Origin of the sequence: Parabacteroides johnsonii DSM 18315 (assembly GCF_025151045.1) — a bacterium.
Classification (GTDB): Bacteria; Bacteroidota; Bacteroidia; order Bacteroidales; family Tannerellaceae; genus Parabacteroides; species Parabacteroides johnsonii.
The window spans coordinates 2,697,437-2,721,995 of the sequence record NZ_CP102285.1 but is presented as its reverse complement, the minus strand read 5'-3'; the positions used below and the strand labels follow the sequence as shown (position 1 = coordinate 2,721,995).

Here is a 24,559-nt window from a genome sequence, read left to right as displayed (position 1 = left end):
CGGGCTACTTGTCCCGACAGAGATTACGCAAAGCGGATGCAAAGTAACGAAATAATTATTTGATACGCAAGTGTTAATTCTTAAATAATTCCGCTTATCACTATAAAATAGGAGCGAATGGGAGATAAACCAGCACCTCCGTCACCTCCGGATAGATATTTCGATATTCGTCTGTCAAATCTTTCACAAAATACCCGCTTATCGGCATCGTATAGTTCATTAACAATTCGTGCTTATCGGAATAGATCGAGTATGAAGGCTGATTGGATGCTGACTTTTCTATCTCCAGTATTCCTTGTACCAATAGCTGGTTCTCTTCGTCATATACATACATGCGTTGTAAGCTCTCGGCAAAGGGATAAGAACGTTTTTTTATCACCCATTTTGCTTCCGGCACTTTTCCGATCGCTTCGGCTGCGATCTGTGCCGAATCTGAAGGTGTAACCCCTTTGATCAGGCATTGTCTTTTCCCGCGGAGCGTGTAAATTCTTTTTTCCCACAACTCTTCCCCGTCTTTTGCTTCGACCGTAAAGATGGCTGAATTTCCTCCGGCATCCGTTACTGTGATCTGCGCATTGCCTATGTTCAGAGCTTCGACCAGAACAGTAGCCTTGCCTTCGTTGCTACTTGTGACGAGCACGATGTTTTCGTCTGACGAAGTTGCGTGGATCTTCCCTTTTGCTCCTTGTACGTTTACGGAGGTACCTATGTTGTTAGTGTACACTACCAAGGTATTGTTTTCTAAAGCTATCTGTTTCCCGGAATTAATGTCTCCTATGATTTCGTCTTGGGTAAAATAAATATTGTCGTCATCGTTGCAAGCAGTGGTGAACAATAAGCAAAAGACAAGCCACAAGTTAACGAAATAAATGTTTTTTAGATGCATTGTATTTTATTTATTGGTTCATATCTGTGAATAAGGCAACGGCGAGAGGAACAGGCTGGTATTCCGGGTAGCCGTATAGGCATATTCCGGCAGGTTCTTGATACGCAGCCAGTCCGGATGTGACCGGAATTTATCCCAGGCGGCATTGCGTGTCGGTTCGTCTTTATACCAGGTGAGATACATTACTGCCGGCATGATCGGGCCGGCCAACACTTCTCCGTAGCAGACGGAGTTAATGCCGACTTTGTCGAAAACATCAATCTCGTCTTTATTGAACATCGCGACTTTTCGCCGGTTGGCTTCTTCGTTGGGGCTGTGATACGTCCTGAGTTCGAACATCGTCCGGTTCTTGTCCGGCATCAGAAGATATGGCACTTTGTCGAAAGCTTCGCATAGGAAACTTTCGAAATTGAAGTAAGCCGGATTGGGAGCCGTCTTGTCGAAATAAGGTTGTGCCGCTTTCCTGAATGCTGCGTCGTCCCAGATTGCTTGTTTCACCTGATGATAAGTCATGATGTCGGGATAGATGAACAGCAGCAGACGCCGTTCTTTTTCCTCTTTTTTATAGGGGGTGAAGGCACCGGCTTTGATGCTCTTCCTGTTATAGGCCGGTATCAGTATATCGTGGAAAAAGTTGTCCAAGCCGTCCGCGCCTTCTTCCAGCGTGTAGATACGCCATTCGTATAGTTGCTTTCCGGATGGAGCGTTTTTTTCGGAGGTTGCAGCTATCCCTTTGATAGCCGGGAGAGTGGCCAGCAGGCCTGTCAGTTTCATAAAGTGCCTTCTTTGCATGGTTCTATAGAATTTAGATAAAAAATAAGTTAGTAAACACTTCAAAGGTAGGAAATATCAGGGTATTTTCCGTACATTTGTTTTGATTTATGATTTATGAATGATGATTTATCAGAAAGACATTGTGATTATCATTTATACATCATATATTCTATATTATAAATTTCAGATCTTTCGATGAAGAAAATATATGTCTTTTTATTTAGTTGTGTTGCCGTTCTTTCCACTGTCGCACAGACGACGCCGAATCTTTACCGAGCAGTGGACAAAGCGAAAATGAATCATTGGGTGGACTCGGTCTTCGATGCGATGAGCTACGACGAACGTGTCGGGCAACTCTTTATGGTCATTGCCAACCCGAAATCTGACACACGCAATATGCAACGCTTGATGCGTTATGTCAATGAGATAAAGATAGGCGGCATTCTTTTTCATAAAGGCGATCCGGTCATGCAGGCCGAGGTAACGAACCGCCTGCAAAAGACATCGCGCGTCCCGATGCTCGTGTCGTTGGATGGAGAGTGGGGACTTTCCATGCGTCTTTCTGGTACGACCCGTTTCCCGAAGAATATGATGTTGGGGGCGATCGAAGATAACGATCTGATAACCGAATACGGCAAGGAAGTCGCCCGTCAGTGCAAGGAGATGGGAATCCATATCAATTTCGCACCCGATATGGATGTGAACAGTAATACCGATAACCCGGTGATCGGTCTCCGCTCTTTCGGTGAGAATCCGCAAGCGGTAGCCGACAAGGGGCTGGCGTATGCCCGCGGGCTGGAAGGGCAGGGCATCTTGTCCGTTGCCAAGCATTTCCCCGGACATGGCGATACCGCCGAAGATTCCCATTATACGCTGCCTGCCGTTCATCATGACCGGGCACGCTTGGATAGTGTGGAATTATTACCTTTCAAACGCTATATCTATGACGGCTATGCCGGTGTGATGACCGGACACCTTTATGTCCCGGCGTTGGACAAGGTACGCAACAGACCAGTCTCCATGTCTCGTGCCGTCGTCACCGACTTGCTGCAAAAAGAACTCGGATTCCGAGGGTTGTGCTTTACTGACGCTTTGGCAATGAAAGGGGCTACTACCCGTAAGTCCGATAATCCTTCCGTAAAGGCACTATTGGCGGGTAATGACATCCTTTTGGCTCCGGCTGCGCCGATCAACGACTTCGCAGCTGTGAAGGAAGCTTTGGAAGAAGGTATTTTGGATAGGGAAGAGATAGAAGCGAAGATCATCAAGATTCTGCAATATAAATATATTGCCGGACTGGACGATTATCGCCCAATCGAAACGAAAGGTTTGTCCGAACGGCTGAATTCTCCCCATGCTGCGTGGCTGGCAGCCAAGTTGAATGAAGAAGCGGTCACTCTGTTGAAGAACGAGGGTGACATCATCCCATTGAAGCAGTTGAATAAGAAAAGGATTGCTGCCCTCTCTATCGGTGACGGGGTAGGGAACGAGTTTCAAAAGATGCTGGGGCGCTACGACTCGATTGCTTGTTTCAGCATCAGCCGGAATTCGACGGCGGCTCAAGTGCAGAACGTATATAAGAAATTGGAGAAATACGATGTGATCATTTGCGGTGTACATACGGTCCGTATTCCGGAAAGCTTGGCACTGCACCAGTTGGCAGCCAAGAAAGAACTGATCTATGCCTTTTTTACTTTGCCCTATTTTTGTAAAGAATATAAATCTTCCATCCTGAAAGCCAAAGCGGTTATAATGGCCTACGAGGGAACGCCGCTTGCCCAGAAATATGCCGCACAAGCCATTTTCGGCGGTATTGCAGTTAAAGGAAAGCTGCCGGTTTCTATTCCTACCCTGTACACGGCTGGGACGGGCATGTTTACCGAAAAGACACGTCTCGGCTATCACGAGCCGGAAGAAGTGGGGGCAAGCCCCGAACGTTTGGACGTGATCGCCTCCATCGTGGAAGATGGCCTGGAGCAGAAGGCTTTTCCCGGTTGTCAGGTGCTCGTAGCTAAAGATGGTATGATTATCTATGACAAATCATTTGGCTATTTCGATTACGACAAGAAACAAGCTGTTGACGAAAATTCCATTTATGACCTGGCTTCTTCCTCCAAAGCGGCGGGGGCTTTGCTGGCCGTAATGAAAGCCTATGATGACAAGAAGTTCACGCTGAACAATAAGATCTCCGATTTTATACCCGAACTGAAAGATTCAGATAAGAAGAACTTGGTCATTAAGGACCTTCTCTATCATCAGTCCGGCTTGACGCCAACGATCAATTTTTACCTGAATGCGATCGACAGGGATAGCTATAAAGGCAGCCTGTACAGCAATGTAAAGAACCAGGCGCATCCGGTCCGTTTCGATGCCCGGACGTATGTGCGCAACGACTTCTCTTTTCTGCCCGGTTTGATTTCCTTTGACAGGAGACCTGGCTTTACGACCGAAGTGGCCCACAAGATGTATCTGCACGACTCTTTTAGAGACACCATCATTCAGGAGATTAAAGACTCACGCCTCGGTGTGCGCGGCAAGTACAAATATAGCTGTATCAATTTCATCCTGTTGAAGATGATGGTGGAAAAGCAGATGCAGCAGCCGATGGATCGTCTGCTACACGATACGTTTTTCAGCCGGCTTGGAGCTTGGCATACGACCTATAATCCGTTGCATATCTTCGATACGATACAGATCGTCCCGACCGAGTACGACGGTTTCATCCGCCGCCAACTGTTGCGCGGCTATGTGCACGACGAGGCCGCCGCTTTTCAGGGTGGTGTTTCGGGTAATGCCGGACTTTTCTCCAACGCGGGCGACCTGGCGAAAGTGCTGCAACTCTATTTGAACCAAGGTCACTACGGAGGTGAAGGATATTTGTCTAAGGAGACCTGCCGCCTCTTTACTCAAAGCAAAAGCCCGACCTGTCGCCGCGGCTTGGGCTTCGACAAACCGGTAGCTGGCGGAGGCAAAACGTCTCCCTGCGGTAGCCTGGCTCCTATCTCCGTCTATGGGCATACTGGTTTTACCGGCACTTGCTTCTGGGTGGACCCGGATAACAAGCTGTTGTATATCTTCTTGTCCAATCGTGTGAATCCGACGCGGGCTAACAATAAGCTCAGTTCGCTGAACATTCGTACACGTATCCAAGATGCAATCTACAAGGCAATTAATAATTGACAGTTAATAGTTAATTTTCATTCTTCATTTTTAATTTTCCATATGTTATTCGGACACGGTGACGATCACTATAATTCGCAGAAAGAGGTAAAGATAAATTTCAGCTCGAATGTATGGCATGGGGCTGATCTCCGTACACTCAGAGAACATCTGAATGGGAAGTTTTGTGAACTCACGCGTTATCCGGAACCGGATGCTTCTTCCCTGAAAAGATTACTTGCTCGTTGTTATGAGGTGGAGGTGGATAATTTAGTGGTTACGAACGGCTCTATCACAGCTTTCTATTTGTTGGCGCAAACCTGGAAAGGGGCGAAATCCGCTATTGCTGTTCCTTCTTTTGCCGAATATGAAGATGCGTGCCGCCTGTATGGGCATGAGGTATGTTTCTTCCCGACTTCGTGTGATCTGTCCGCCCTTTCGTTGAAAGGGCAGGATTTCTGTTGGATTTGTAACCCGAACAATCCAGACGGCAAACTGATCCACAGGGAGGAACTGCTTACTTTGATTGAGGCAAACCGGCAAACTGTCTTTGTCATTGACCAGGCATATGTTGCTTTCACGACGGAAGAATTGCTGAAGCCCTCGGATATCTTCAATCATCCGAACCTGATTCTGATCCAATCGATCTCGAAAGAGCATAATATACCGGGACTCCGTATCGGCTACCTGATCGCTTCACCAGAAAAGGTCGAGCAGATAAACCGGTACATTATTCCTTGGTCTGTCAACGCAATCGCAGTGGAAGCAGGTAAATACATCTTGACGCATCCGGAGCAATATATCCTGCCTATCTGTGAATGGAGGCGCGAAACAATTGAACTGATCGATCGGCTGAATGAGTTGGGAGACTTGGAAGCGTTACCGACATCCGTGACCTTCTTCCTGGCCCGCTTGAAAAAAGGAACGGCTGCCGCATTGAAACAGTATTTGTGGGATCATCACGGCCTGCTGATCCGCGACGCCTCCAATTTCCGTAGCTTGAATGAAACCTATATCCGTATATCGGCACAGACGGCAGCAGAGAACCGGGTATTAGTTGAGGCGGTGCGGGAATGGTTTAGGCGATTGTAACACCCTTTCTTGTTTATCAGAAGACAAAGAATCCATCTTTTTCTATTTGTTTTTTGAAAAAACTATCCATATTGTCATTGAACCGAACAAGGTCAACGGAACAACCCAACAACTCTTCGAAGAAACGTTTGAGCCCGGCAAATCGGATGAGTCCGGTTGGTTCGGCTTCGATACAGATATCGACATCGCTGTTTTCTGTTTGTTCGTTTCTTGCCATAGATCCCAAAATACGGAGTGAGCGGATACCATATTCTTGTTGTAGCTTTTGCTTGTAAGAATTTATAAGTTTAGTACATTCTTCTTTGGTCCTCATCTTGATTGTTTTTTATAGTACAAAAATAGGGAAAACGAAGGTCCATGCCTTGAAACAAAAGTTTCATCCGAGGAAACAAAAGTTTCAAGGCAAGCAACTCTTTGAAACTTTAGTTTCAAACTTTTTTCATACTGAAACTTTTATTCCATAGGCAACGGTTGGGCGAGTTATAGTTTCTCGCCCAGCCGTGAATGGTGTCAAGTAAAGACAGAGTTACTGAACTTTTTTGGATGCTTACCGGCTACTGACTTTATATACTTTGTGCATCGAGGGGTTTTGGACCACGATGACATACGGTCCGGAGGCTGGCAACCGTATTTCAGTGTATCCGATGGCTTCGCGCTGTATGACCAAATGTCCGGTCATGGCATAGACCGTGAGACGGCTTTCGTGTGTGCATTTGATATGCAACACATTGCCTGCCACCGAGACGGAAACGGCTTCTTCGACAGGATCAACTGCCGTTGGGTTGTCTTCGTCCGGTTTTTCCGGTTCTCCTTCTGGAGGTGTTGGCGGTACGTCTTCCACTACTGCCAATAGGGCTTCGATGAAACCGGGCGACAAGGAGGTGGCATTGCTGCTCAAGCTCACTGCTGAAGCCTCTCCGGCCAATCCGGTCAGTTCATCCGTTTGGAAGCTGCAAGCGGATAGGGTACAGTCGGTGAGCGACTGGGCTGCCCCTTTGGTGGAAAACAGGGCGGCTATGCAAATGAATATGAACTGTCTCATGATTTTAATTGTATCCATCGTTCTGTTCGATATTAGGATTCTTGTGTTGTTCGCTTTGCGGTATTGGCAGCAAGGCTTTATAGGCATCCATATCGAAATAGGCTGCGCTGTATTCCAATACGTTCAAGTAGAGATTCCCGCGGTGGTGGGAGGAATGGAAACTGTCCATATATTCTTCCATCAGGGAGGCTTCGGTAGTTTCTGCCGGTTGCGTGCTGTCGGCTTTCCAAGTCGCGAGTTTTTTGATGAAAGCCGCAACGCCTGTTTCGTCCGTCATTTGCGAAACCGCCTGCCAGTCCTTTTTCAGCAGATGGGATTCGAGAAGCAGGATACAGGCTTCATCGGATGTAATTTCACCGGTGGTATCAAACAAAGATTGAACTTCCTGTGCCGTTTCGAGATCGCTGATTACGGCGGTCAGGACAGCGTCCCGTTCCGATTGTGCGATATTCATGGCATCGCTTGGCTCCAATACCTTTTGTATGAGCGGGACACGTCCGAACCATTCTGTCAGCATGAGGTGGCAGTAGGCGCGGATGGCGCGTGCCTGTTTCAAGGCGTTCGTCCGTACGTTTTCGGTGATCTCGCTGCTCGTGCTTTCGCTTACACCTTCTATCAGTTGGTTACAACGTGTGATAACGGTATAGGCGTTTCCCCATAGTGTCTCCAGTTCGGGGGTGGACGGCGTGTAGGTTTTGGAGGTGAAGGCGGCATATTGCCCGTTGGCAGCGTCGGCTTCGTCCTTCTTCATAAAGGCATCGTCGATGGCTTCGTTCAATACCTTATATTCTTGGTAAGAGCCGATGATGGCAGTCAAAGCCATCTTGACATGTTCATCTGTTTTCCAAAATGTATCCGGGGTTAGTTCATCGCTCGGCTCACCGCTACTGCCACTTGTTGTCCAAATTAATTTCCCTACTCTTTCCATGCCATATTTATTTTTTAACTTTAATGTAAGCGGATAGGTTCCCGCAGGTGCGTTTTCTACATCAATATCAATATATTTCCCGTATGCGCCAGAGATACTTTTATCATCAAGAACCGCTTCATTGGGAAGTCCTTCAACCGTAAATTCGACTTTTTGGTCTTCGCCATCCAAATAAGACACCGAAAATTCAAATCCGAAATAAGAAGCTTCATACGACAACTCTGCTCCAGTTGCCAAGCAATAAGCATCTTCTCCGTCGCCAGTTACAATGAAATTATGTGCCGAAACGTCATTGCCACTGTTCCCTGCCCTCTCCGCATACAACGCATACGGTACGGCGAGCATCTGTTGCGTGGCCACCTCCTTGTAAGAAGTGCCTCCGTCTGTATCCATGCTGATTCGTAAGTAATAGGGCGACCGGCTCCAGTCGATTCCGGCAAACGTACCTTCAATAGCCGTCCCGTCCCCGATTTGCAAGTTGACAACTCCATTCTTGGCGGTTGTAGTGCGGTGTGCCTCTCCGTAAACGACCGTTCCGGATGTGTTGCCTTGCAAGACTTCTACTTTGATCCCGACTTCCTTTTCTGATAGCGGATTGCCTTCTGCGTTCCGTGCAACTGCCTGGAAGTTCATCGCCTGTGGGACTTGCCCGTATGCCATTGCGCTACATACCAACAGCAAAATCCAAAGTACCCATTTGTTCATAACATTTTTCTGATTTAGATTCAACCGGATTCCCTTCGGTTGATGAGTAAAAAGGAAGCGCGGGAATCATTGTCTATTACCACATTGAGGCTCTGGACTGCCTATAGACCGATAATAGCACAATGATCCCGCGCTTTATGCTGGTATATAGTTTCCCAAAAAGGAAGTATATAACGAACACAAGCGCAGGAGACATTCTATCTATTATCCCGATCTATCAGAATTGTCCAGATTCCAATGTGAGATAATATCGAAACGCTTCTACGTTATTTTTTTAATACGAGGTCAAAGGTCGGCATTTTTCTCCGATGAATAAAATAAAGCAGGTGGAAATTATCCGGATTTAATTCCGGAATGCCTGTCTTCCGGGAAAAAGTTATACATTTGTTCCGGAATCCATTCACACAAGATGTTCAACTTATGAAACACCAACTCTGTATATAGCATCTCTACACTGACGTAAGGTGCATTGGACTTCTCCCCGTGCTTGGCGCGGAGCTGTAAAGGCAAGTGCTAACTGTTGCATCTTCTATACTATCCTATACACATATACAGGGTACGATTTTCTATACATTTATTTATTCATCAGTCGGGTAACCTTCCTCTGAGGAGGTATGCTCCGGCGTATCTATTAAGTTGGACTATGAACTTTACTTATAAACAAATCTGGCTCATCAACTATCCGGTTATGATGAGCCTTTTGATGGAACAATTGATCAATATGACGGATGCCGTCTTTCTGGGACGTGTCGGCGAAGTGGAGTTGGGAGCTTCGGCGCTGGCGTGTATGTATTATCTGGCAATCTATATGCTGGGCTTCGGTTTCGGTCTGGGAATACAGGTTTTGGTTGCCCGGAAGAATGGGGAAGGGCAGTGGGACGAAACGGGTAAGGTGTTTTGGCAAGGACAATATTTCCTACTAGCTTTGGCATTGGGACTCTGCCTATTGTCCGAACTGTTTTCCCCGTTTCTCCTCCGGCGTATGATTGCTTCCGAAGCTGTCTGGCAGGCGGTTGTCAGCTATGTGAGCGGGCGTAATTTCGGGCTGTTTTTTGCTTTTCCGGTATTGGCCTTTCGCTCTTTTTTTGTTGGGATTACGAAGACGAAGATTCTAATTGTAAACTCGGTGTTGATGGTACTGGTGAATGTCGTTTTGAATTATGTTCTGATATTCGGGCGGTTCGGATTCCCTGCAATGGGAATTTCGGGGGCGGCTATCGCTTCTTCGCTGGCGGAAGGTTTCTCGCTGCTGTTCTTTGTCTTTTATGTTTGGCAAAAGGTAGACCGGAAACACTTTGGGTTGATGCCGTCGTTCAATTGGATGTTGCTTCGGCAATTGTGCCGCCTGTCAGTATGGACGATGATACGTTCGTTTGTTTGTGTGATTCCTTGGTTTTATTTCTTTGTGGTGATCGAACATTTAGGGGAGAGCCAGTTGGCGATTGCCAATATCATACGAAATGTCTTTACATTGTTCTTTGTCATCATGAACTCGTTTGCGACAACAACGAGCGCATTGGTCAGTAACCTGGTTGGTGCAGGGGAGTTGAGGCTGGTGATGCCGCTTTGCCGAAAAGTGATAAGGCTGAGCTACGGGGTCGGGACGCCATTGGTGTTGGTTGCCTTGTTATTCCCGGCTGTCGTGTTACGGGTGTATACGAACGATGAAGGGCTGGTCGGTGGGGCGTTCTGGCCTTATGTGGTGATGTTGACAAATTATTTTCTGGCAGTTCCTGGCTATGTCTATTGTAACGCGGTGATCGGAACGGGCCATACCCGGACTGCTTTTGTTTTCCAGTTGATCACGATTACCGGATATGTCGGATCTCTTCTTTTATTGTCTTCGTTTAAGGAAGTACCGCTGGCGGTCTTCTGGACGGCGGACCATGTGCATGTCTTACTGCTTTTCTTCCTTTCTTATTTATATATGAGGAAGCGGTATAAACAATTCAATGCCCACTAATTCTATAATCGGCGCCAGTGATTTTATAATCACTGGCGCCGATTATAGAATTAGTGGGCATTGAAGAAAGAATTATTCGGAATGAAAAAGTTTTTCCTCTCCATAAAAATAAGAAGTTGTTGCTGCTGGATTGGGTTATCCCTGGGATAAGTCCAGTTGTGAGAATTATGATTATTGTCTATTTTTGTAAACCAATAAAGAATCTCTCCTATCATTAATTCAATAAATATATGGAAAATGCAAACTTTTACATCTTTACCGGTGGACCGGGAAGTGGTAAGTCCACAGTGTTGGATCTTTTGGGAAACATGGGGTATAGGATTGTTCGGGAAGTGGCAAGAGATATTATCCGGAATCAAGTAAAGACCAGAGGTGACGCGCTCCCTTGGGACAACACGGTTCGTTATGCACGCTTGATGCTCCTGCGTTCAGTTGTCGATTTTGAGGAGATGGCTCATGTGCCCACCCCTTGCTTTTTCGACAGAGGAATCATCGATACGCTCGGTTATGCCCGCTTGATAGACATCCCGGTGACCACGTGCATGGAAGAGGCCGCTCGTGCCTATCGGTATAATCGCACCGTTTTCCTGTTCCCCTTTTGGGAAGAGATTTACACCCGAGATGCCGAGAGGAAGCAGGAGGTGGAAGAGGCAAGAAGGACTTTTATCGCGTTGAAAAAGGAATATGAGCATTTCGGATACCAAACGATTGAAGTGCCGCTTCTGTCTCCTTCAGAGCGAGCCGAGTGGATTTTGGGGCAGATCAGCATTCGTTAATCTCTTCCTTTTATCCGCCTCTATTCTTTATCACCCCAAAGATTATTCTTACTTTTGTCCGATAATCCCGGTAACAATTATGGACGAAAAAGTGCTCGAAAAACTGAAAGTACTGGCTGAATCGGCTAAGTACGATGTGTCTTGCGCTTCCAGCGGAACGTCGCGGAAGAACCAGAGCGGCGGGATTGGAAGTGCGGCAGGGTGGGGCATTTGTCATAGCTTTGCCGAGGACGGTCGTTGCATTTCTTTGTTGAAGATCATGCTGACAAATTACTGTATGTTCGATTGTGCCTACTGCATCAATCGCCGCAGCAACGATATTCCCCGCGCCACATTGACGGTGACGGAACTGGTGAACCTCACAATCGAGTTTTACCGCCGTAACTATATCGAAGGGCTGTTCCTGAGTTCCGGTGTTGTGCGCAATGCCGATTATACGATGGAACGCCTTGTTAGGGTGGTAAAAGACCTTCGGACAGTGCACCGTTTTAATGGCTATATCCACTTGAAAAGTATTCCCGGCGCCAGCCAGGAATTGGTGAATGAAGCCGGACTCTACGCCGACCGTATGAGTGTGAACATCGAGATCCCGAACGAGAAGAGCCTCCAGTTATTGGCTCCTGAAAAAGATTTCCAGAGCGTCTTTCAGCCGATGCGTTATATCCAGCAAGGCGTTTTACAGAGTGTCGAAGAGCGGAAACGTTTTCGCCATGCCCCGCGTTTTGTTCCTGCTGGACAGAGCACGCAGATGATTGTCGGGGCGACGCCCGATTCGGATAAGGATATCCTTCGCCTTTCGTCCGCCCTCTATCAGCGTCCGACGATGAAACGTGTCTATTATTCCGGATTTATCCCCGTCAATGAATATGATAATCGGTTGCCGGCTTTGAAGCAGCCGCCGTTGGTACGGGAGAACCGTTTGTATCAGGCGGACTGGCTCCTGCGTTTCTACCAGTTCAAAGTGGATGAGATCGTGAACGATACCTATCCGGACCTCGATTTGGAAGTCGATCCGAAGCTCGGATGGGCGTTGCGTCATCCGGAACAGTTTCCGGTCGATATCAATAAGGCGGACTACGAGATGCTTCTTCGTGTACCCGGTATCGGGGTGAAGTCGGCGAAATTGATTGTCGTTTCCCGCCGTTATTCCCGCTTGGGGACGGAACAGTTGAAGAAGATGGGGATCGTGATGAAGAAAGCCCAATATTTCATTTCCTGCCACGAACTGCCTGTCCGTACGATTAACGAAGTGTCGCCTGAGGCTGTCCGTCAAATCTTAACCCGGAAAGCGGGACGTAAGAAAACCGACGACCGCCAGCTTATCCTCCAATTCAGGGAAGAATCATGACGGTATTCGTGTATGATAAGACCTTTGAAGGGTTGTTGACCGCAGTTTTTGACGCTTATTCACGCCGCAGCTTTCCTGATCTGCTGTTAGCGGAAGGAGAGCCTTTTCCCTTGTTTTATGATGAGGCGGTGACGATCTGTACGGACGATGCCAAGGTGGATCGTGTCTGGAAAGGTTTGCAGAAGCGGCTTTCCGCTACGGCTTTGTCTGTGATTACCGTTGCCTGGCTGTCCGAACTGCCGGGAGCGGATATGCTGCTTTTCCGTTATATCCGCAAGGCGATCGACGCCCCGCATACGATCGAGCTGAACTTTGGCGATCCTGATGTCCTTGAAGTCTCCAAGGTATGGAAGAAGGTGACGAACGAGCGTCTGCGTGTCATCCAGTTTCTCCGTTTCCAAAAAGCGGCGGACGGGACTTTCTTTGCCGCCGTCAAGCCTGTCTATAACGTACTCCCTCTCACTCTTCTTCACCTGAAGGACCGCTTTGCCGACCAGTGCTGGCTGCTTTACGACCTGAGACGTGAGTACGGTTACTATTACGACCTGAAAGAGGCTACCGAAGTGCGTTTCGAAGAGAAGGAAGCCCACCTTCTTTCCGGCTTGCTCAGCGAGGAACTGATGGATGCCGATGAGAAACTTTTCCAGAAGATGTGGAAAACGTACTTCAAGTCTATCGCCATCAAGGAGCGGCTCAACCCCAAACTGCACCGCCAGCACATGCCTGCCCGGTTCTGGAAGTATATGCCGGAAAAGCTGTAAGCCCGGAGGCGTTACTCTTTCTTATCGGTCAGACCGTTATCCCCATCTTTTTCATCAAGAAGCAAGCATTCATGTTTTGGGCTACCCCTTCCCTTAGTTGGTAGGAGAATGTCAGTTCGTTGTCTTGGATGTCGGCTTCGAAGCGGTAATTCTTGATCTGGGTAGGAAATTCCTGTTCAAGTTCGCCTAATGCCAAGTCATGTGTGGCAATGATACCGCAAGCCTGGTTGGCCACTAATTGTTTCATCAAAGCAAGAGAACCTTTTTGTTTGTCGATCGAATTGGTTCCTTTCAGTATCTCGTCTAAGATAATGAATAACTTTTCGCCCTGTTGCAAACGGTCGATAATCATCTTCAGCCGTTTCAGTTCGGCAAAGAAATAAGACTCGTTACTCACAAGAGAATCGGAAGTACGCAGGCTGGTCACCATCCGCGCCGGATACAAGGTCAAAGACGCTGCACAAACCGGAGCACCGATACAGCCGAGCAGATAGTTGACGCCGATGGTACGCAGGTAAGTGCTTTTCCCAGCCATATTCGCCCCCGTGATAATCAGGAACCAGGGACTTTTCCGGATGTCGATGTCATTCTTTACGCATACGTCTCGGCGTAGTAACGGATGTCCGAGTGCTTTGCCTTCCATTTTGAAATAGGCGTCTGCTATCTCAGGATAAATGTATTCCGGGTGATTGAAGGCAAATCCGCCCAGCGAACAGTAAGCATCGAACAAAGCCAATGCTTCGAACCAACGTTCCGTATCATCCCCATGTTCCATCTTCCATTTTTCCAGCTTCATCGCCATGCGTGTATCACGTAAAGTAAAAATATTCAGTATGACGCCGATTGTACTGAAACGTTGGTTCAGTGCGCCGATATGTCCGGATAGTTTTTTGATGATCGAAGAGGCTGTTTGACCGTCGCTTGCAAACCGTTGGTGGATATCAGCCAACTCGGCGGATTGAAAGCTTTCGCCTTCGATGCATTTGATCAGGTTGGAATAAGTATGCAATATTTGTTCCATCTTGTCCAATGAATTGTGTACCATTGTGATCTGCTTCGCATTGATGTAAGCGACAATGAAAGACAACCCGAAAAACACGCCGGCTATCGATATCGGGAGCAGGTTCAGCGCACATCCTATCGCGATCAATAACCAGATGGAAGGAATCAGATAGATGAGCAGTTTCCATATTTTACTGTTGATCAGGCAGGGGGCTACCTTACCTAATAGGGTAATAAGTTGTTGATCGCTCTGGTTTCCCGGATGCAGAATACCTGTCACATAGAAATGTTGTCGGAGCTGCGTGAATGATTCCAGTTCGCGAACCGCTTCTTGGCGTCTTACTATCATCGTCTTGTCGGTGAGTGGTTGCATAAACCAACCGGCCAGCTTCTCTTTTCCCATAAAAGTAACCGTGCGGTTGATGGACTGGAAAAGCGAATGGTTTCCGAACAAATCCAGATCAAGGCTGAACGAGTGTTCTGCGGAACTTTTTTCCGGTGCTCCATCGAACGCACTGAAATCGTAATCTAACCCGTTCAGTTCGTTTTTGCACAGGTTTGCGAGTGCTTCGGCATAACATTTCCGGGCGAAGAGCTTGGTGTGCCAGACCATTAGAGCGATGAACGGGGTAATAAACAAGACGGCAATCCCGGCCAGCACTTTCCAGTCTTCGGATTTGAAAAACCAGATCATGGCGATCAAACCGGCTACTAACAACAAACGGATGCTTCCGAGCAAATGAATTTTTTTCTTCAGACTATCGGCCCTGCGGGTGTAAGCTGTGATAATATCCTGGTAATAGTTGTATATCTTTTCCATGTGTGCAAAGATAGAAAAAATGAACTAACCATTCTGTAATTGGTTTTATTTAAAAGAATGATAACGAAATGACCAATATAGGTGCTAAACAGGCGAATTATCATTCTTTGATTCGTATATCTTTGCTGAGATTTTTATCGACTCAATAAACTTGATGCATTTTATGAAAAGAATCGTGATGCTTCTGCTTCTGTCTGTGATGGTCTGTACTCTGTCGGGGCAGGAAAAAAAAGGAGAAACTATCGGGGAAAGAATCGTGGCGAATGCTTATAATGCCGATAGTATTCGCGGTATTTTGGACAAGATGCCGTATTTCACCCTGTTCAAAGACAATTATTTCGTAGGAGGGACGACTCTCGGACATAAACCGACTGCTGCCAATTCGGATGTGAAATTTCAGTTGAGTATCGCCCAGCGACTGACAAAAAGTAAATTGCCGTTCGATACTTATCTGTTTATCCAGTACACTCAGAAGGCTTTTTGGAATGTCTTTCAGGAATCGTTACCCATGAAAGACCTAAATTTTAATCCCGGTATCGGCCTGGGGCATCTGATCGTTTACCATAATAAATATATAGGTAAGGGATATCTTATGCTCGAACATGAATCGAACGGGAAGGACAGTACCGCTTCCCGCAGCTGGAATAAAGTTACTTTTGCGGTTGCGATCACCCTTTCGCCGAATTGGGAGGCACAATTCAAGACTTGGATACCGATTGTGGACGGAGAAAATAATAAAGACCTACTGAAATATAACGGGATCTTTCAGGTTGCCGCCAATTACCGGACCGACAACCGTCGTTTTAATTGTGGCGTGATCCTGACAAAGCGCAAGACTTGGACCAGTTTTAACACACAGGTTGAATTGAGTTACAAATTTAACAATAATGAGAATCAATATTTCTTCCTGCAATATTACAATGGCTTTGGAGAAAATCTCCTGGAATATAATAAGTTCAAAAGCATGATAAGGATAGGCTTCGTTATCAAACCTTCCGATTTTAGCCTGTATTGACAGAAGGAAATAAACAACCGTTCTCTTGTATTGTTATTTATATATACATTGTATAATAATGCAAAATAACAGAATGAACGTAAAGGAACAATACTGGAAGTACTCTCTGGTTACGATTATCATAGTGCTGGGGATGATTCTTTTTGTGGAATTCATCCCTTTTCTGGGAGGTATCTTGGGTGCTTGCACCATTTATATATTGGTCAGAAAACAAATGTTGTATCTGACTGAAAAGAAACATTTACGGCGTAGCTTCGTCGCTATAATCTTGTTGTTGGAAACGATCCTTTGTTTTTTGATACCGCTCTCGTTGGCTGTCTGGCTGCTTATCAACAAACTGCAAAATTTTAATTTGGACCCGACCCAATTGGTCAAGTCGGCGGAACATATCGCGAACCTGATTGAGCAACGGACCGGATATGACGTGCTTGATACTTCCAATATTATGTCTGCTGTCTCCATTCTCCCGAAGATAGGGCAGGTGTTGATGGGAGGAATCAGCGGCTTTGCTATCAATGTGGCCGTACTGGTACTGATACTCTATTTCATGTTGATCGGTGGTGCCAAGATGGAAAAGTATGTTTACAGCATTTTGCCTTTTAGTGACGAGAATAAGAAAAACGTTCTGAACGAGATCAATATGATCGTCACCTCCAATGCGATTGGAATTCCGTTGCTGGCCATCATCCAAGGGCTGATCGCTTTGCTCGGATATTGGATATTCGATGTGCCGAGTCCCTTCCTTTTCGGCTTTCTGACCTGTTTTGCTACGATCATTCCGGTTGTGGGGACTGCGTTGGTCTGGTTGCCTTTGGCTCTTTATATGGTGTTGACAGGGGATTGGGTGAATGCTGCCGGATTGACGGCTTATGCTTTGATTATCATTACGAATGTGGATAACCTGATTCGTTTTATCTTGCAGAAAAAAATGGCGGATACCCATCCGCTCATTACCATATTCGGTGTGATCATCGGCTTGTCTCTGTTTGGTTTTATGGGGATTATCTTCGGGCCGCTCCTGATCTCGATCTTTATACTTTGTTTCAATATATTCAAGGAAAAATATCTGGATAATGCCCGATAACCGCTACTTTTGTATGGATAAATAAACAAAGCCATGCATAGCAGAAGAATTAAAAACAATTGGCATATTATCAAAGGACAGCCTCTTACCGAATTAGACAAAAAAGTTCTTTATTTTCAGAATAAAGGTCACCTGGTGCCGTCACGCAAACTGATCAAGACTGCAGAACAGATCGAAGGTATCCGCAGGAGCAGTGCGGTGAATACCGGAGTGCTCGATTTGATCGCAAAAGAGATCAAGGCCGATATGTCTACCGCCGAGATCGATAAGCTGGTGTATGATTATACCGTTTCGCACGGGGCTATTCCGGCGCCTCTGAATTATGAAGGATTTCCGAAAAGCGTCTGCACTTCTGTCAACGAAGTGGTCTGTCACGGTATTCCCAGTGAAGATGAGATATTGGAAGAAGGAGATATTATTAATGTAGATGTTTCGACTATCTTGGACGGATATTACTCGGATGCTTCCCGTATGTTTGTCATAGGTAAAACAACTCCTGAAAAGGAAAAGCTGGTGCGGGTGACGAAAGAGTGTCTCGAAATTGGCATGCAGGCAGCGAAACCGTTCGGTTTTGTCGGTGATATCGGCAATGCCATCCAACGCCATGCGGAGAAGAACGGTTATTCTGTCGTCCGCGATTTATGTGGTCATGGTGTCGGATTGGAATTTCATGAGGAGCCGGAGGTCTGCCATTTCGGGCGGAAAGGGACAGGGATGCTTTTGGTTCCCGGTATGGTATTCACGATCGAACCAATGATCAACATGGGAACATGGCAAGTCTTTATCGACGAAGAAGACGGATGGACAGTCGTTACCGAAGATGAACTGCCTTCCGCTCAATGGGAACATACATTCCTAATGACGGAAACGGGGCTTGAAATACTTTCTTATTAGCCTCGATATTTATAGAAATGACATTTCGATGGTGAAAAAGAAAGTATGTCAAATATCGATATTCATGGGACGCAGATGACGAGCGCAGATTAACGCAGATATATTAATTATCAACAAAATAAATCTGCGTCCGTCTGCGTGTTCTGCGTCATCCGCGTCCGGTAATATCAATTTGATACACCTCCTTAGAGATAACTATTTTTTGTCTTTCAACAAATCACGTATCTCGGTAAGCAACTGTATATCGGCAGGAGGGGGAGCCGGAGCAGCCGGTGCTTCTTCTTTTTTCTTGTTCAGGGCGTTGATCCCTTTTACTAACATAAAAATAGAAAATGCGATAATGATGAAATCGAATGTCACCTGCAAAAAGTTTCCATAGTTGATGGAAACAGCTGGCGAGACAACTTTGTCACCGTCCATTACAGCCTGTTTCAGTATGATCTTTAAGTCGGTGAAGTTTACGCCTCCGACAAGCAGACCGATAGCAGGCATAATGATGTCACCGACGACAGATGATACGATTTTACCGAAAGCACCGCCGATAATGATACCCACAGCCATGTCGATCACGTTGCCGCGCATGGCGAATTGTTTGAACTCTTGTAGAATCTTCTTCATAATTTAGCCTTTTTATATTATAACTACAAAAGTATACGTTTGGTTGCGGATATTCAAAACAATTTGAGAATCTTATGCTATGATGAGCTGTTCGATATCTTCTTCCGGCGTTTGTATAGTACCGATTCCGAAGTTTTCGACCAGGACTTTTGCAACATTCGGTGATAAGAATGCTGGCAATGTCGGTCCCAGGTGGATGTTCTTGACACCCAGGCTTAACAGGGCCAATAAGACGATTACCGCTTTTTGTTCGTACCAGGCAATGTTGTAGACGATTGGCAATTGGTTGATATCTTCCAATCCGAATACCTCTTGCAGTTTCATGGCGATCAATGCCAGTGAATAGCTGTCATTGCACTGTCCGGCATCCAGTACGCGAGGAATGCCGTTGATATCTCCTAACGGCAGTTTGTTGTACCGGTATTTGGCGCAACCTGCTGTTAAAATCACGCAGTCGTTCGGCAGTTGTTCGGCAAATTCGGTATAATAGTTACGGCTTTTCATGCGTCCGTCGCATCCGGCCATAACGACAAACTTACGGATTGCTCCGCTTTTTACGGCATCGACTACCTTGTCAGCTAATGCCAACACCTGATTGTGTGCGAATCCTCCGATGATTTCACCATGCTCGATTTCATTAGGAGCGGCACAGCGTTTGGCATGGGCGATGATTTCGGAAAAATCTTTTGTTTTGCCGTCTTCGCGTGCCGGAATATGTTTCCATCCGGGGAATCCGGTAGAATTGGTGGTGTAGACACGGTCCCGATAGCTGGCACCTTCGAGTGGGGGAACGATACAGTTGGTCGTGAACAGGATCGGTCCGTTGAAATTCTCAAACTCTTCCCGCTGTTTCCACCAGGCGTTGCCGTAGTTACCTACAAAATGTTTGTATTTCTTGAATGCAGGATAGTAGTTGGCCGGCAACATCTCGCTATGTGTGTAGATATCGATCCCGGTTCCTTCGGTTTGGGCAAGCAATTCTTCCATGTCTTTCAGGTCGTGTCCACTGATCAGGATGGCCGGATTGTTGCGTACTCCGATGTTGACGTGCGTTATTTCCGGGTTGCCGTAGCTGCTGGTGTTGGCTTTATCGAGCAGCGCCATAGCTTTAACTCCGAAACTTCCGGTTTCCAGCACAAGGGAGGTGAGTTGCTCGGCGGAGAGGTCTTTACGTAATGTATCGGCGAGTGCACGTTGGATGAACAGGTATAATTCGGGTTCTTCGTAGCCGAGGTTCGCGGCATGTTCAACATAGGCAGCCATACCTTTTAGGCCGTAAATGGTCAGTTCTTTCAGCGAGCGGATGTCTTCATTTGCTTCCCGGAGTACGCCTACTGTCTGCGATTTTCCTTCAAATGAGTTTTCCTCGCCGTTCCATACCAGTTCGTCGATGATGGGAAGTGTGATATTTTCTTTTTTTGCGATGGCAATCAATTCGTTGCGCAACTTAAGCCCTTTGATGATTCGTTTGGTTATGCTTTCGATGTCAAAGTTGGCGTTTGTGATCGTGGAGAATAGGGCGTCTGTAGTGAAATGGCCTACCTGCATGGAGGTTTCTATCCCTGCATTGTGGAGCATGGTGGCGACAGTAGCGATCCCTTTTGTTACAAATAATAGTAAATCCATCCGGTTTGCAGTTTTGTCGTCTTTTCCGCAAACTCCTTTGATAGTACATCCTGTACCTTTTGCCGCTTCCTGGCATTGAAAACAAAACATTTTAGCTTCCATATCTTTATTTGGTTTAATGATTACTGGATATTTTTATCTTTTTCGATAGGCAAATGTAGGGAGACTGCATTCTTTGAATTGTACCAAATGTTACAAGCTCCGGATTTTTTTCGTATTTTTGTAGAAAGTAGTAAGATGCAGTATGATCGATATATTAATGAAAGCTCCGTTATTCCAGCATGTTTCTTCTGAAGCCATTTCTGGTTTTCTGGAAAAAATTCCGTATCGGATTGAAAGCTATCAGGAACATGATATAGTGGCCCTCCAAGGGGCACCTTGCAACCATTTAATGGTTGTTCTGAAGGGTCTTTTGCAGGGACAAATGGTGAATGATGCGGGAAAGTTGGTTGTAATAGAAGAACTTACTCCTTCCCGTTTATTGGCTCCGGCTTTTTTGTTCGCTCCCAAAAATGAATTGCCTGTCAATATTATAGCAGTAGAGCCTTCTGAAATCTTGTTTATATCCAGAACTGATTTTACTGAGTGGATGCAATCGGATAAACAGGTTCTGCAAAATTTCTTAATGTTGATTTCCGGTCGTAGTAGTTTTCTGACAGATAAGATTATGTTCCTGTCACTTAAAAATATCAAGAATAAAATTGCCGATTATTTATTGCGTCATCTTTCTTCTCCGGATGCCTCTACAGTAAAACTGTCCGATACTCAGCAGGAAATTGCCGATCGGTTTGGGGTTACGCGTCCTTCGTTGGCACGTGCATTTGCCGAAATGGAGCAGGAGGGGATTATTTCGATCGATCGGAAGACGATTACAATCAATCGTTTACAACAGTTGAGACAAATAGCAAAATAACCCCGCTCCTTTTATTTATGAATTAGCGGAGTTATTTTGCAACAAGGCTTTTTAGTTTACTTGCTTAAGAGGGATTGTTTCATTCTTGCAATGTCTCGCAGGTAATCCTGCAAGTCTTGTTCATGTTCTTCTTCCATAGACAGGATGTGCTTGGCGATGTCACAGGTAGTGAAGTCTTTACCATTTGTAAATTCGGCGATTTCCTGGTAGCGTACGATAGCACAACGTTCGGATGCAACATTCTGGTTTAGCAGATTGACTACGTCAAAGTCGGTAGGGATGCTGTATTTGCATCTGGCAAGATCAAACCATTTTTTCGGATCTAATACAGGAACACCTTCCAGTTCGATGATGCGGTCTGCCAATAACTTGGCGTGGCCCAACTCTTCTTGGGCGTGTTCTTCAAATTCAGCTTGTACGTTTGCCCGCATAGCTCCTTCTGCAACGAAGGCACCAATCCAATATTGGTAGTAGGCCAACCATTCTTCGGATAATGCTGCATTCAGTTGTACTAACAGATTGTCTACATCTAATTTGCCCTTAAGGATCTTAACACTTTCTTTTGCCATGATTGTAAAATTTAGTTTAGTATAGCGCATAAATACTTTTTAGGAACAACTGATAGTTATATTTGTTCATATTGGGAGCCGGATATTATTTTTTAGATTGTTTTTCGTATCCCTTCTTATATTTTCATTTCCTGAAAATGGTGTTTTGTAACCATTGTTTCGTCATTTATCTCTTTATTGCCTAAAAAAGAGAGGAAAGATCTCGCATATGCGTACCATATAATATCCATTCTTCTGAGTAAAAAAAGATATAAAAAACCTTCCCAAACATTTGCATAAAAGAAATCTTCGTTCTACTTTTGCACCCGCATTCGAGCGAGAGTGGCCGTGATTGACATGATGCGAAGTAGGTAACGGTGATAGGGAAGGATGAGGTTAGCGAGGCTAAGCGAGATGTCCGACCACCCGGAGGGTTTCGAAAAAAAAACTTTTCAAATTTTCTTCTAAAAAATTTGTCAGTTTAAAAAAAGTCCTTACCTTTGCAGCCGCAATCGAAACGATAGCGATAAGTTCTTTGAAAATATTACATATCAACAAGTAGTACAAGAGACGTATATGAAATACGAAACATACCGTCAGTAACTACGATAAAGACGAGATTCTGAGCGAAGATATAAAACAATTTCAACAACGAAGAGTTTGATCCTGGCTCAGGATGAACGCTAGCGACAGGCTTAACACATGCAAGTCGAGGGGCAGCATGGTAAGTAGCAATACTTATTGATGGCGACCGGCGCACGGGTGAGTAACGCGTATGCAACTTACCTATCAGAGGGGGATAGCCCGGCGAAAGTCGGATTAATACTCCATAAAACAGGGGTTCCGCATGGGACTATTTGTTAAAGATTCATCGCTGATAGATAGGCATGCGTTCCATTAGGCAGTTGGCGGGGTAACGGCCCACCAAACCGACGATGGATAGGGGTTCTGAGAGGAAGGTCCCCCACATTGGTACTGAGACACGGACCAAACTCCTACGGGAGGCAGCAGTGAGGAATATTGGTCAATGGCCGAGAGGCTGAACCAGCCAAGTCGCGTGAAGGATGAAGGATCTATGGTTTGTAAACTTCTTTTATAGGGGAATAAAGTGTGGGACGTGTTCCATTTTGTATGTACCCTATGAATAAGCATCGGCTAACTCCGTGCCAGCAGCCGCGGTAATACGGAGGATGCGAGCGTTATCCGGATTTATTGGGTTTAAAGGGTGCGTAGGTGGTAATTTAAGTCAGCGGTGAAAGTTTGTGGCTCAACCATAAAATTGCCGTTGAAACTGGGTTACTTGAGTGTGTTTGAGGTAGGCGGAATGCGTGGTGTAGCGGTGAAATGCATAGATATCACGCAGAACTCCAATTGCGAAGGCAGCTTACTAAACCATAACTGACACTGAAGCACGAAAGCGTGGGTATCAAACAGGATTAGATACCCTGGTAGTCCACGCAGTAAACGATGATTACTAGGAGTTTGCGATACACAGTAAGCTCTACAGCGAAAGCGTTAAGTAATCCACCTGGGGAGTACGCCGGCAACGGTGAAACTCAAAGGAATTGACGGGGGCCCGCACAAGCGGAGGAACATGTGGTTTAATTCGATGATACGCGAGGAACCTTACCCGGGTTTGAACGTAGTCAGACCGACCTTGAAAGAGGTCTTCTAGCAATAGCTGATTACGAGGTGCTGCATGGTTGTCGTCAGCTCGTGCCGTGAGGTGTCGGCTTAAGTGCCATAACGAGCGCAACCCTTATCACTAGTTACTAACAGGTCGTGCTGAGGACTCTGGTGAGACTGCCAGCGTAAGCTGTGAGGAAGGTGGGGATGACGTCAAATCAGCACGGCCCTTACATCCGGGGCGACACACGTGTTACAATGGCATGGACAAAGGGCAGCTACCTGGCGACAGGATGCTAATCTCTAAACCATGTCTCAGTTCGGATCGGAGTCTGCAACTCGACTCCGTGAAGCTGGATTCGCTAGTAATCGCGCATCAGCCATGGCGCGGTGAATACGTTCCCGGGCCTTGTACACACCGCCCGTCAAGCCATGGGAGCCGGGGGTACCTGAAGTCCGTAACCGCAAGGATCGGCCTAGGGTAAAACTGGTGACTGGGGCTAAGTCGTAACAAGGTAGCCGTACCGGAAGGTGCGGCTGGAACACCTCCTTTCTGGAGCCAGAGTCTCATGAGAAAGTAGTAATTTCAATGAGGTATGTTATTCTCTGGTACTACGGTTGAATATGTATAAAATATGATCTTAACCGGGCATGCCGGTATAGAGAAAGATGAGGCTGAGGTATTTATCTCAGGCGCACAACAGTTGACAGTCCTATAGCTCAGTTGGTTAGAGCGCTACACTGATAATGTAGAGGTCGGCAGTTCAACTCTGCCTGGGACTACCAAACAGTTGACAGTTGAGAGTAAACAGTTGAAAGGTAAACAACTTTCCACTCTGCACTCTGCACTTTCAACTCTCTACGGGGGATTAGCTCAGCTGGCTAGAGCATCTGCCTTGCACGCAGAGGGTCAACGGTTCGAATCCGTTATTCTCCACACAAGATGAGTGATTATTGATTTATTAATTATTAATTATTC

The 24,559-nt window shown here is 46.1% G+C and carries 19 protein-coding genes, 2 tRNA genes and 1 rRNA gene; 13 read left to right on the top strand and 9 right to left on the bottom strand.

Translation table 11 applies throughout. The features are described 5' to 3' along the window. Positions 1-100: 100 nt before the first annotated feature. Both NQ564_RS11125 and NQ564_RS11120 read right to left on the bottom strand, forming a co-directional pair. Positions 101-886: an Ig-like domain-containing protein gene (locus NQ564_RS11125; RefSeq protein WP_227963137.1), complete on the bottom strand. Its 786-nt coding sequence runs from the start codon at positions 884-886 to the stop codon at positions 101-103. Between the two features lie 18 nt (positions 887-904). Next, the gene (locus tag NQ564_RS11120; protein ID WP_227963136.1) at positions 905-1,660 is read right to left on the bottom strand and encodes an NIPSNAP family protein; all 756 of its coding nucleotides are present in this window, start codon (positions 1,658-1,660) and stop codon (positions 905-907) included. A 195-nt stretch (positions 1,661-1,855) separates the two neighbouring features. On the opposite strand from NQ564_RS11120, the gene NQ564_RS11115 reads away from it, so the two are divergent. Both NQ564_RS11115 and NQ564_RS11110 read left to right on the top strand, forming a co-directional pair. Then, complete coding sequence (locus tag NQ564_RS11115) at positions 1,856-4,840, top strand: glycoside hydrolase family 3 N-terminal domain-containing protein (RefSeq protein ID WP_008151175.1); 2,985 nt, start codon at positions 1,856-1,858, stop codon at positions 4,838-4,840. 42 nt (positions 4,841-4,882) lie between these two features. Continuing rightward, entirely contained in the window at positions 4,883-5,911 is a 1,029-nt protein-coding gene (locus NQ564_RS11110; protein ID WP_008151174.1) for an aminotransferase class I/II-fold pyridoxal phosphate-dependent enzyme, read from the top strand. Between the two features lie 16 nt (positions 5,912-5,927). Here the strand turns inward: NQ564_RS11110 and NQ564_RS11105 are convergent, their stop codons facing one another. The 3 genes from NQ564_RS11105 to NQ564_RS11095 all read right to left on the bottom strand — a co-directional run bounded on the left by NQ564_RS11105 (position 5,928) and on the right by NQ564_RS11095 (position 8,586). Continuing rightward, positions 5,928-6,224 carry a nucleotidyltransferase family protein gene (locus NQ564_RS11105; protein ID WP_008151173.1) on the bottom strand — a complete coding sequence of 99 codons (297 nt, stop codon included), beginning with the start codon at positions 6,222-6,224 and terminating at the stop codon, positions 5,928-5,930. Positions 6,225-6,458: 234 nt separating this feature from the next. Beyond that, entirely contained in the window at positions 6,459-6,953 is a 495-nt protein-coding gene (locus NQ564_RS11100) for a hypothetical protein (protein WP_129650100.1), read from the bottom strand. Positions 6,954-6,957: 4 nt separating this feature from the next. Then, a complete protein-coding gene (locus tag NQ564_RS11095) occupies positions 6,958-8,586 on the bottom strand; it encodes a RagB/SusD family nutrient uptake outer membrane protein (protein WP_008151168.1) in 1,629 nt (542 codons plus the stop codon). A gap of 643 nt (positions 8,587-9,229) precedes the next feature. Here NQ564_RS11095 and NQ564_RS11090 point away from each other — a divergent pair. From NQ564_RS11090 to NQ564_RS11075, 4 genes are all read left to right on the top strand, one after another. Next, positions 9,230-10,549: an MATE family efflux transporter gene (locus NQ564_RS11090; RefSeq protein WP_008151167.1), complete on the top strand. Its 1,320-nt coding sequence runs from the start codon at positions 9,230-9,232 to the stop codon at positions 10,547-10,549. Between the two features lie 230 nt (positions 10,550-10,779). Beyond that, a complete protein-coding gene (locus NQ564_RS11085; RefSeq protein ID WP_008151163.1) occupies positions 10,780-11,325 on the top strand; it encodes an AAA family ATPase in 546 nt (181 codons plus the stop codon). 79 nt (positions 11,326-11,404) lie between these two features. Further along, positions 11,405-12,673: a putative DNA modification/repair radical SAM protein gene (locus NQ564_RS11080; protein WP_008151162.1), complete on the top strand. Its 1,269-nt coding sequence runs from the start codon at positions 11,405-11,407 to the stop codon at positions 12,671-12,673. Continuing rightward, positions 12,670-13,434, top strand: a complete 765-nt coding sequence (locus tag NQ564_RS11075; protein WP_008151159.1) for a TIGR03915 family putative DNA repair protein — start codon at positions 12,670-12,672, stop codon at positions 13,432-13,434. The genes NQ564_RS11080 and NQ564_RS11075 overlap by 4 nt, the downstream gene beginning before the upstream one ends. Before the next feature lie 28 nt (positions 13,435-13,462). On the opposite strand, the gene NQ564_RS11070 is transcribed toward NQ564_RS11075, so the two are convergent. Beyond that, the gene (locus NQ564_RS11070) at positions 13,463-15,256 is read right to left on the bottom strand and encodes a MutS family DNA mismatch repair protein (protein WP_008151157.1); all 1,794 of its coding nucleotides are present in this window, start codon (positions 15,254-15,256) and stop codon (positions 13,463-13,465) included. 154 nt (positions 15,257-15,410) lie between these two features. On the opposite strand from NQ564_RS11070, the gene NQ564_RS11065 reads away from it, so the two are divergent. From NQ564_RS11065 to map, 3 genes are all read left to right on the top strand, one after another. Continuing rightward, positions 15,411-16,271, top strand: a complete 861-nt coding sequence (locus tag NQ564_RS11065; RefSeq protein ID WP_008151156.1) for a phospholipase A — start codon at positions 15,411-15,413, stop codon at positions 16,269-16,271. A gap of 73 nt (positions 16,272-16,344) precedes the next feature. Next, complete coding sequence (locus tag NQ564_RS11060) at positions 16,345-17,355, top strand: AI-2E family transporter (protein WP_008157178.1); 1,011 nt, start codon at positions 16,345-16,347, stop codon at positions 17,353-17,355. 33 nt (positions 17,356-17,388) lie between these two features. Continuing rightward, positions 17,389-18,249 carry a type I methionyl aminopeptidase gene (map, locus tag NQ564_RS11055; protein ID WP_008151153.1) on the top strand — a complete coding sequence of 287 codons (861 nt, stop codon included), beginning with the start codon at positions 17,389-17,391 and terminating at the stop codon, positions 18,247-18,249. Positions 18,250-18,444: 195 nt separating this feature from the next. Here the strand turns inward: map and mscL are convergent, their stop codons facing one another. Together mscL and hcp are read right to left on the bottom strand one after the other, a co-directional pair. Beyond that, a complete protein-coding gene (gene mscL / locus NQ564_RS11050; RefSeq protein WP_008151150.1) occupies positions 18,445-18,867 on the bottom strand; it encodes a large-conductance mechanosensitive channel protein MscL in 423 nt (140 codons plus the stop codon). A 72-nt stretch (positions 18,868-18,939) separates the two neighbouring features. Beyond that, complete coding sequence (gene hcp / locus NQ564_RS11045; RefSeq protein WP_008151149.1) at positions 18,940-20,595, bottom strand: hydroxylamine reductase; 1,656 nt, start codon at positions 20,593-20,595, stop codon at positions 18,940-18,942. A gap of 142 nt (positions 20,596-20,737) precedes the next feature. On the opposite strand from hcp, the gene NQ564_RS11040 reads away from it, so the two are divergent. Next, entirely contained in the window at positions 20,738-21,406 is a 669-nt protein-coding gene (locus NQ564_RS11040) for a Crp/Fnr family transcriptional regulator (protein ID WP_008151147.1), read from the top strand. Between the two features lie 56 nt (positions 21,407-21,462). On the opposite strand, the gene NQ564_RS11035 is transcribed toward NQ564_RS11040, so the two are convergent. Beyond that, the gene (locus tag NQ564_RS11035) at positions 21,463-21,975 is read right to left on the bottom strand and encodes a ferritin-like domain-containing protein (protein ID WP_036608018.1); all 513 of its coding nucleotides are present in this window, start codon (positions 21,973-21,975) and stop codon (positions 21,463-21,465) included. Between the two features lie 627 nt (positions 21,976-22,602). Here NQ564_RS11035 and NQ564_RS11030 point away from each other — a divergent pair. The 3 genes from NQ564_RS11030 (at position 22,603) to NQ564_RS11020 (ending at position 24,517) form a co-directional block, all read left to right on the top strand. Next, a 16S ribosomal RNA gene (locus NQ564_RS11030) occupies positions 22,603-24,133 on the top strand. 156 nt (positions 24,134-24,289) lie between these two features. Continuing rightward, positions 24,290-24,366 (top strand) — tRNA-Ile (locus tag NQ564_RS11025). Positions 24,367-24,443: 77 nt separating this feature from the next. After that, a tRNA-Ala gene (locus tag NQ564_RS11020) sits at positions 24,444-24,517 on the top strand. Positions 24,518-24,559 lie beyond the last annotated feature (42 nt).